Raw genomic sequence first — 8,899 nt, 5'->3', positions numbered from 1 at the left:
TAAATGTGGATTGATTTTGGACAGGGATTGGAATGCGGCACTGATGATTCTAAAAGTAGCCTTGAGTACGGTAGGGCATACCGGAACTTGGATCGAAGATCCGAACGCTTCAGGAGATTTGGCCGCTACTTTGGTTGGAGTAATCCAGTCGCAAGCAAGCTGAGTCTATGAATGAAGAATCCCCGTCCCTTTAGGGCTCTTGAGTGTCAACGAAACCCATCAAACTTAAGATTCAGTAGGGGCGAAATGTGGGCAGGCTATTCCGAGAATTTCAACAACTGTTGATACTGGCAAAAGCCCAGCAGCAAAAGGCTCAGCAGCAACAGTCGCTGAATAATGCCAGTCACATCACTAATTCTGACTTGTTCGCGAACCCCGATCGCAGCAATTTTCCTCAATCTCAACAACCGTCGGTTACAGCTATGCGGAGCTCAAGACCTGCTGGACATAAACCAGTATCGCCACCAGAAAGTAACGCTCTTTATCTAGAGCAAACCAGACAAGTTTCATTGCAAGAGATTGGGGGATTAAGGGATGTCCTGGCAGAACTGCACGATTTGGTTGCGATACCGCTCAAGCGTCCGGACTTGTTAGCAAGATTGGGATTAGAACCTACCCGTGGTGTGTTGCTCGTTGGGCCACCGGGAACGGGTAAAACTCTCACCGCTCGCGCCTTGGCAGGAGAACTGGGTGTAAACTACATCGCGATCGCCGGCCCAGAGGTGGTGGGTAAGTACTATGGTGAGGCAGAGGCGCGTCTGCGGCAGATTTTCCAGAAAGCTAGAACATTAGCACCTTGTCTGGTGTTTATTGACGAGATTGATAGCCTTGCACCGAATCGCGCCAGTGTAGAAGGTGAAGTGGAAAAGCGGGTAGTCGCACAACTTTTGAGCCTTATGGATGGTTTTGCAGAACTGAATGGGGTGATCGTTCTAGCTGCAACTAACCGTCCCGATCATGTAGATCCGGCACTGCGTCGCCCCGGACGATTCGATCGAGAAGTGAATTTCCGAGTTCCGGATCGCAACGCACGTTTGGAAATTCTCCGGATTCAAACTCGCTCTATGCCTTTAGAGCCCTATGTCGATCTTGGGACGATCGCAGATTTGGCGATCGGATTTGTGGGTGCTGACTTGAAAGCTCTCTGTCAGAAAGCAGCTTACAATGCCTTGCACCGCTTTGCTCCTTCTCTGCACACCCCCATCCCAAACAATCTCAGCATCAGTCAGCAAGATTTTTTGACAGCGCTACAAAATGTCAAACCTTCCGTCCTGCGTCCGGTCGCGATCGAAACCCCCACTGTTACCTGGGATGCCATTGGCGGACTGGAAACCATTAAATATATTTTGCAAGAATCTGTAGAAGGTGCCTTGCTTTATCCCGAACTCTACCGCCAAATGAAAGCGATTTCTCCACGCGGGATACTACTTTGGGGCCCACCGGGAACTGGTAAAACACTTCTGGCTAAAGCTGTCGCTTCTCAAGCAAGAGCAAATTTCGTTGCCGTCACCGGTGCCGAACTGCACAGTCGTTGGGTAGGTGCATCGGAACAAGCCGTGCGAGATTTGTTTACTAGAGCTAGGCAAGCAGCACCCTGCGTTATTTTTATTGATGAAATTGATACTCTGTTTCCCATGCGGGGGGGAACTTCCGAGAGCGATTCCGGTGTGAGCGCTCGCGTCGTCGGTCAACTGCTCACGGAGATTGATGGCGTTCAATCCTGCGACAATGTGATGATTATCGCCGCCACCAATCGACCGGATATGATTGACCCCGCTCTGTTAAGAGCCGGTCGTCTCGATTTGCAACTTAAAGTAGATCTCCCTGATGTCACCAGTCGCCTAGAAATTTTGCGCGTTCACAATCGCGATCGGCCCTTAGCCGCAGATGTCAACCTAGTAGCTTGGGCTGTGCGGACAGAAGGTTGGAACGGTGCGGAACTGGCGCTGCTTTGCAATCAAGCTACTTTGCAAGCGATTCGACGCTATCGTATGCAAGGATTAACTAACCCAACTGGTATGTGCATTATTGCCGCAGATTTTGAAATTGCCTATCAATTTCTGCTAGAACGTCGTTTCACTAACAGCAGTCACTTGCAAACAAACACTGCACAACTTGCAAACAACCCAATTTCTGGATGGCAATAACTGAGGTTGACATGAAAATTAAGCGATCGCACATCAAAATACCACATCTTTACTTTTCAAAACCTTACCATCAGCTTCAAAACCTCGCTGCAAACCATCAAAATACTTTTCTACATTAGATTCCATCCACATTGCTGTTTCCCGATGACCTAAAACTGTCACTTTGTCCATTACCCAACGCCAATTTATTAAAGCTATGCCAGCTTTTTCGATCGCTTCCAGACTTTGGAAAACCCCTCGTGGAATCCGGACAGGCGAAACGGCATATTTCAGCAATTCTTCAGCATCTTCAGGGCAAACAATCTTGTTATCTTCGACTATAATCTTACCGTTATCATCGGGCTCTTCTCCTTGCCAATAAACTTTTCCGTTTAACGTATAACCCCAAGGTTGAATAAAGCGATCGATCAGATATTGCAACCATTCGATGTAGTGATAGAACTTCTCGCCGCCATCCCACTGAATACCGCTACCATTAGAGTTGGGAATCCATCGGCACCACAACCCAGGTTGTCCGGCTGGCGGTCGGTTGTAATCCACAATCGAAATTTCTGAATCTCTATCCCACTTTTCGTTAACAAAATAGCAGCCATCTTCACCTAACGACAAATGAACTGCTTCTCGTGCGGGGTCTGGAACATCTGCCAAGATGGTAACATCTCGCTTCATACGTCTGGTTCTGGAAAACTCTAATAAATAAAGAAATTCGCTATCGAATAATCGTTTGTCTAGATAAAAAGCCCCCTCAAATTCTGTCGTGTATCCCATATTTTATCCTATTACGGAGCGAGGTTTTGTCAGCAATGCCCACCGCTGAAAGATCGAAAAAATCATCCTTCGGCCTCCATTGGAGGACGTTTGCCTTTGAAGAGATAAGTAGTCATATCTCTCTTACCTTGTACATGGATAATTCCCCGCTCCTCAAAAATATACCGATTTTTTAATACTTCATAAATTGCGGGTGTGACTTGAATACAATTCGATATCCCTTGAGATTTGATGCGACTGGCTGTGTTCGCAGGATCTCGCCACAGATTGTAAATAAACTTTTTCAGAGCGATCGCGCCATCCAGCCGCCCAGCCACCGCCAATTCAGCCAGCTCGCACAGATGGGTGAGGTCTCATATCGAGTTGCAGTCAAAAATGTAACTTAAAGGCAGTCAAAAGTCAAAAGTCAAAAGTCAAAATTAGGAATTTCTTCCCGCTATCTCGTTCTCCCACTTCCCCACTCCCTCACTCTCCTACTCTCCCACTCCCCCACTCTTCCACTCCCCCCTCAGCTGCATCTTCAAGGGAAACAGGTGTGTGACGATCTGCTAATTGTCCACTGCGATCGCCAAAGCCATCTCTCCCAACACCCGATGCAACCGCGCTGCAACCGCTTAGCTTGCTTGTACCGCAAGGATTCGCGCCAAAGCGATCGCAACTTGCCATTTGAAGTAAAAACAGTCACCTAAGAGAGTGACACACAACGAGACAAAATCCTAACTGCATTTTTTTATTCTGAACCTAGAGAACGAAAACATTAAAAAGAGGGCATCAAACTTATGCAGAACGATATCAACTTCCCAATGATCGCTATTGTTAACGATTTAGATGCTCTGATAACAGAAATTGACCAAAACCCGCAGCTTTCTTCCTGGGTAGTGCGTCTGGTACTTAAGTCTATTAAAGATAAAGCACGAAATATGGTTATTGAAACTGCCCCCACCCCTGTATCGACAAATCAAGTCCCTCATTTGGAAGCATTAAGCAACTCATCGGCTATGGGTACGCGAGTTATGGTTCTCAAGTAGATGATAATTTGGTACACAGGGAAGTACAAGTCGAGCGAAAAGTCAATCCCAGAAACCCGGTTTCTTCAAGAAACCGGGTTTCTTCGTCCCTCACTCACCTACTCCTTTCCCGCTCAAAGAATATGTATGAAGCCGCGACCGGGGTGACCGGAGCAGAGGGGCTCTAGGGGAAAAAGAATAATACACAATCGAATGACAGGAAGAAAGTAAAAAGAATGTGATTGTACCTTTCTGGCAACATCAAGGTAAAATTAGTCACAGTCATAGACATTCCCCTAACTGATAAACTGTTTGCCAACGGCGTGATGGGCAGTTGATATGGAAGTTAAAGATGTTAAAGACCTGAAACAGCGATACGCAAAAGGAGAAAGAAATTTTCAAGATGTGGTTCTGTCTAAGGTCAACCTCACTGGAGTCAACCTGAGTGGAATCAACCTGAGTCGGGCGATCTTAAATAATGCTTCCTTAAGTCGGGCAATTTTAAGTGGAGCTAACCTAAGTAAAGCTTCCCTATATAAAGCCAGGTTGAATCGAGCCAACTTTAGTAACACCAATTTGAGTGAAGCAAATCTAAGTGAGGCAAATTTAAAAGGAACCAATTTCACAGGCGCAGATCTTAGAGAAACCAACTTCACAACAGCTATTTACGATGACAAGACCACATTTCCCGAAGGTTTTAACCTCGAAGGTAAAAATCTGATCAAATATGAGACAACTAAATCAGAACGAATAGGCAAGAAGTATTTTTATTTTATAGTTTTATTTACGCTGGTGTTAGCAATTATTATTATATCAAATTATCTCATAAAGTATTTACAGGATTTTGACCAGCCACTACCGGAAAGGATGAGCATGGGTCAAACAATATTAATAGGGAAAGAAGGTGAAGGCAATCAATCATTTCTAGATTTAAAAGAATTAGGAGTTAAGGCAATTACCAAAGGTGATTATTCGCAAGCTAAGCAGTACTTTGAAGATGCAATCGCCAAACATACTAATTCCCCCGAAACTCTAATATATCTCAATAACGCACGAATTGGACAGGAGAAAGCATATACGATCGCCGTAGTAGCTCCGATTGGTCGTGACCCAGGCGATGCGCTCGAAATTTTGCGCGGAGTAGCTCAAATTCAGGATGAAACTAATCGCGATGGAGGCATTAATGGAGTCAGGTTAAAAGTAGTGGTAGTCAATGATGACGACAAGGAAAACGAAGCCAAAAAAGTGGCTGAAGCTTTAGTAAAAACTTCACAAGTTTTAGGTGTCGTTGGACATTGGGCTAGCCAGGTAACATTGGCGGTAAAAGATATCTACAAATTCGGGCAATTAGTAGCAATTTCTCCGATCAGCACGGCTGTTGAATTATCAGGTGCTAGTCCCTATATTTTTCGGACAGTTTTTAGCGATTCTGTAGCAGCAAAAGCATTAGTCGATTACATGGTAGACTATCTGCATATGCAAAAGGCAGCAGTTTTCTATAATTCTCAGAGTGCATACAGTCGTTCTTTAAGGCGAGAATTTACGAATGCTCTTGGGGAAAGAGGTGGAGAAGCGATCGAAATTCCATCAGAACCTAATTTTTTTGATTTGTCATCTCAAGGCTTTATTGCTAAACCAAAAGTAGAAAAAGCTATCGATTGGGGAGCAGAAGCGATTATGTTAGCGCCCAATACAGCTTCCTTAAAAGAAGCACTACTGGTTGCACAAGTCAACAATAATCGATTGCGTCTTTTGGGGGGAGATGACGTGTATGGAGATAAAGTTTTACAAGATGGTGGAAAAGCAGTAGAGGGAATGGTAGTAGCTATTCCTTGGGATATCGACGGCGACCCAGATTCAGGTTTTGTTAAGAATGCCAAACAGCTTTGGGGAGGTGCCCAAATTAACTGGCGCACCGCCATGTCTTACGATGCGGCAAAAGCTTTGATTGCAGCGATCGAGAGATCGACAAGCAAGGGAAACGCGACGCGAGTGCGAGTGCGAGATGCTCTTGTTGGGCCTGATTTTTCTGCTCAAGGAGCCTCGGATACAATTAAATTTTCACAGAAAGGCGATCGCATCAATCCTCCCGTACAATTGGTAAAAATTGTTGCCTCTACAAATAACTACGATTTTGTACCTGTCCCTGCTTCTATTAAAGAATAATATTTATTCCTTTCGATCCCGATCCGATCGCTCAGGGAAAAAAGGTGATTACAAGCGAGTACCGATACCTTTGCACAGACGCCGATCGCTCGGATCGAGATTAGCATTAGTCAGGAGATAATCGCGCACCCAATCGCAACCGCGACTCAATAAATTATCCAAATCTTTCAGTTGCTGCCAATCATATAAAACGATCGTACCGTTCTTATCCGCTAAAGCCAAAACCTTACCGTCGGGGCTAAAACTGACACCCAAAACGCCTTCGCTATGTCCTTTGAGAGTGCGGATGGGACTGCCGTCGCGCCGCCAGAGTTTCACAGTCTTGTCCAAACTCGCAGTAGCGAGAATTTGACCGTCCGGCGACCAAGCCATATCCCAGACTGCATCGTTATGTCCGGTAATAGTTTTCAGCAATGTACCGTCATACTTCCAGAGTTTGACGGTATTGTCAAAACCACCACTAGCCAGAATTTGACCGTCGGGAGACCAAGCGAGAACTCTCACTCCCTCGTTGTGTGCTGGGAGAGTTTTGATGAGAGTGCGATCGCGCTTCCACAGTTTGATAGTACTATCGCCACTGCCAGAAGCAATAATCTCCCCATCCGGAGACCAGGCTACACTATAAACAGTTTTGGTATGCCCTTCCAATGTAAAGGCGCGAGCCCCGCTCCAAGTCCAGATTTTCACGGTATTATCATCATTGGCAGTCGCCAGCATCTGACCGTCCGGCGACCACGCTACATCCCAAATTTCTTCGCTCTTGGCGTCGATAGTTGCAATCCCCGTACCGTCAGACTGCCAAAGTTTCAAAGTTTTGTCCCAACTGACACTCGCTAAAGTCAGACCGTCCGGCGACCAAGCCGCGTTCCACACCTCATCGGTATGACCGGTCAAGGTTCTCAACAGACTACCGTCACTCTTCCAGAATTTGAGAGATCTGTCCGCACTGGTCGATACGAGAGTTTGACCGTCGGGAGACCAAGCGACACTCCTGACTAAATCTTTATGTCCTCTGAGGATTGCGATCGGTTTTTTATCGTCCAAGGGCCACAGTTTCACTGTCCCATCCCCACTCGCTGTCGCCAGAGTGCGTCCGTCCGGCGAGAAACTCACACCATAGATTTGCTGGGTATGTCCGGTGATGGTATCTACCAAGCTACCATCTGGCTTCCAGAGTTTTATGGTAGCGTCATCCCCGGCAGAAGCGATCGTTTTACCATCGGGCGACCAAGCTACACTCCTAACGCCCTTGCTGTGACCGGTGAAAGTTGCCACCTCAGTACCGTCCGCTTTCCACAGTTTCACAGTGCTGTCCCCGCTACCGGTGGCTAAAAGTTGGCCATCGGGCGACCACGCCACACTCCAAACTCCTTGAGTATGTCCGGTGAGGGTTTTAATTGGTGTACCGTCAGCTTTCCAGAGTTTGACGGTTTTGTCCTCGCTGGCGGAAGCGAGAGTTTGACCGTCCGGCGACCAAGCTACGCGCCAAACTTCAGCAGTATGTGCGACGAAGGTTTTTAGCCTTACACCATCTCGATTCCACAGTTTAATCGTGTTATCTCCAGTACCGCCGGATGTGGCGAGAATTTCTCCATCCGGTGACCAAGCTAAACCTCTGACGGAAGCTGTATGTTCTTCCAAGGTTTTTAGCAATGCGCCGTCTTGATTCCACAGTTTGACGGTTTTGTCCCAGCTGGCGGTGGCGAGAATTTTACCGTCGGGCGACCAAGCTACCTTTCTGACTGAATTGCCGTGTCCTTCTAGGGTTTTCAGCCAAGTGCCGTCCGGACTCCAGAGTTTGGCGGTTTTGTCCTGACAGGCAGTCACTATTGTCTTACCGTCGGGCGACCAAGCTACATCCCAAATAATACCGCTATTCTTCTCCAAGCGGTTGCCTTCTTTTACCCAGGCTACTGCTTGCTGTAGCGCGGTCATCACTTGGGCCCGCACTTCCGGGTCACCTTTTGCCCAAGGCGATCGTTGCATTTTTGTTCCCGCTTCCAATCCTGCGATCAAAGCTTCAAATTCTTGATTGGAAGCAAACAGCGCTTCGGAAGTTTTGCTGAGGGCAATTAACTCCCGTTTTGTGGCGTTTTGGTACTGAAAAAAAGCTACTACTGCCAAGACAGTTGCGGCAATTGAAACGGAAGTTACCGCACCCAAGGCGATTCTTTGACGCCGAATTTCTGCTTGTTGTCGTGCTGTTTCTGCCTTACGGCTGCTGTTGACATATTCTCTTTGCAATTGGGTCGGCAACGGTTCTTTCTCTCCCCCGTCGATCAGCCAATGTTCTGCTTCTTCTAGGTCTCTACCCCGCAGTAAAAAGCTATCGTCTTGCCCTTTTTTATCCCACTCTGTCGCCCTTACCAGCAAGCGCGTGTGCGATCGCACATGGTCTAGGTCGGTATCCAGTGCTTTGAGGAGTTTTTGGAAGTTAAGATCGAAATCTTCGTCCTCGGCAAAGAATATCCAGTTATGTTTCACTAAGGCTGGATGGATGGCTTTATCTTCTGCCATCCTGTGTACGATCGGTACTAGCCGTTTATTGTGCTTAACAGCACGATCTACTTCTTGACGACAGACGGGGGAATTAACTGAATCGGGACTGATGACAAACAAAAATGTATCGGCACCTTCTATCCCTACTTGAATTTCTTCCCACCAATCTGCCGTAGGCGGAATATCTTCCCAATCTACCCATGTGTCTCGATCGCATTGTTCGAGGGCTGTATGTAGCCGTTTTACGAAATCTTTATCCTTGCGGGAGTAGGAAATAAAAACATCACTCATGTTGCCCTCACCGGACACTGC

General features: G+C 46.8%; 7 protein-coding genes and 1 pseudogene. 4 read left to right on the top strand and 4 right to left on the bottom strand.

Features of this window, described 5'->3' with window-relative positions; translation table 11 throughout:
• Window positions 1-194 (top strand): annotated as a pseudogene (locus tag H6G03_RS38320) (RNA-guided endonuclease TnpB family protein); the annotation flags it as partial.
• Window positions 195-248: 54 nt separating this feature from the next.
• Window positions 249-2,147 carry an AAA family ATPase gene (locus H6G03_RS28410; RefSeq protein ID WP_190472187.1) on the top strand — a complete coding sequence of 633 codons (1,899 nt, stop codon included), beginning with the start codon at window positions 249-251 and terminating at the stop codon, window positions 2,145-2,147.
• A 33-nt stretch (window positions 2,148-2,180) separates the two neighbouring features.
• Here H6G03_RS28410 and H6G03_RS28405 read toward each other — a convergent pair whose 3' ends face one another.
• From H6G03_RS28405 to H6G03_RS28395, 3 genes are all read right to left on the bottom strand, one after another.
• The gene (locus tag H6G03_RS28405; protein ID WP_190472185.1) at window positions 2,181-2,915 is read right to left on the bottom strand and encodes a hypothetical protein; all 735 of its coding nucleotides are present in this window, start codon (window positions 2,913-2,915) and stop codon (window positions 2,181-2,183) included.
• A 62-nt stretch (window positions 2,916-2,977) separates the two neighbouring features.
• A complete protein-coding gene (locus H6G03_RS28400; RefSeq protein WP_322111990.1) occupies window positions 2,978-3,232 on the bottom strand; it encodes an adenylate/guanylate cyclase domain-containing protein in 255 nt (84 codons plus the stop codon).
• A 148-nt stretch (window positions 3,233-3,380) separates the two neighbouring features.
• Window positions 3,381-3,581, bottom strand: coding sequence for a hypothetical protein (locus H6G03_RS28395; RefSeq protein WP_190472182.1), 201 nt, complete (start codon window positions 3,579-3,581; stop codon window positions 3,381-3,383).
• 113 nt (window positions 3,582-3,694) lie between these two features.
• Here H6G03_RS28395 and H6G03_RS28390 point away from each other — a divergent pair, with 113 nt between their 5' ends.
• A complete protein-coding gene (locus H6G03_RS28390) occupies window positions 3,695-3,943 on the top strand; it encodes a hypothetical protein (RefSeq protein ID WP_190472179.1) in 249 nt (82 codons plus the stop codon).
• Window positions 3,944-4,261: 318 nt separating this feature from the next.
• The gene (locus H6G03_RS28385; protein WP_190472177.1) at window positions 4,262-6,088 is read left to right on the top strand and encodes an ABC transporter substrate-binding protein; all 1,827 of its coding nucleotides are present in this window, start codon (window positions 4,262-4,264) and stop codon (window positions 6,086-6,088) included.
• Between the two features lie 48 nt (window positions 6,089-6,136).
• Here H6G03_RS28385 and H6G03_RS28380 read toward each other — a convergent pair whose 3' ends face one another.
• On the bottom strand, window positions 6,137-8,878 hold the full coding sequence (locus H6G03_RS28380) for a WD40 domain-containing protein (protein ID WP_190472174.1): 2,742 nt from the start codon (window positions 8,876-8,878) through the stop codon (window positions 6,137-6,139).
• Window positions 8,879-8,899 lie beyond the last annotated feature (21 nt).

This window comes from Aerosakkonema funiforme FACHB-1375, assembly GCF_014696265.1.
GTDB classification, from domain to species: Bacteria; Cyanobacteriota; Cyanobacteriia; order Cyanobacteriales; family Aerosakkonemataceae; genus Aerosakkonema; species Aerosakkonema funiforme_A.
The sequence above is the reverse complement of the archived record's forward strand: the minus strand, read 5'-3'. Positions and strand labels throughout refer to the sequence as shown.

Bases quoted from the DNA above. Each gene is read 5' to 3' on its own strand.
- H6G03_RS28395 (WP_190472182.1), bottom strand. From the start codon at position 3,581: ATGGCAAGTTGCGATCGCTTTGGCGCGAATCCTTGCGGTACAAGCAAG.
- H6G03_RS28390 (WP_190472179.1), top strand. From the start codon at position 3,695: ATGCAGAACGATATCAACTTCCCAATGATCGCTATTGTTAACGATTTA.
- H6G03_RS28405 (WP_190472185.1), bottom strand. From the start codon at position 2,915: ATGGGATACACGACAGAATTTGAGGGGGCTTTTTATCTAGACAAACGA.
- H6G03_RS28380 (WP_190472174.1), bottom strand. From the start codon at position 8,878: ATGAGTGATGTTTTTATTTCCTACTCCCGCAAGGATAAAGATTTCGTA.
- H6G03_RS28385 (WP_190472177.1), top strand. From the start codon at position 4,262: ATGGAAGTTAAAGATGTTAAAGACCTGAAACAGCGATACGCAAAAGGA.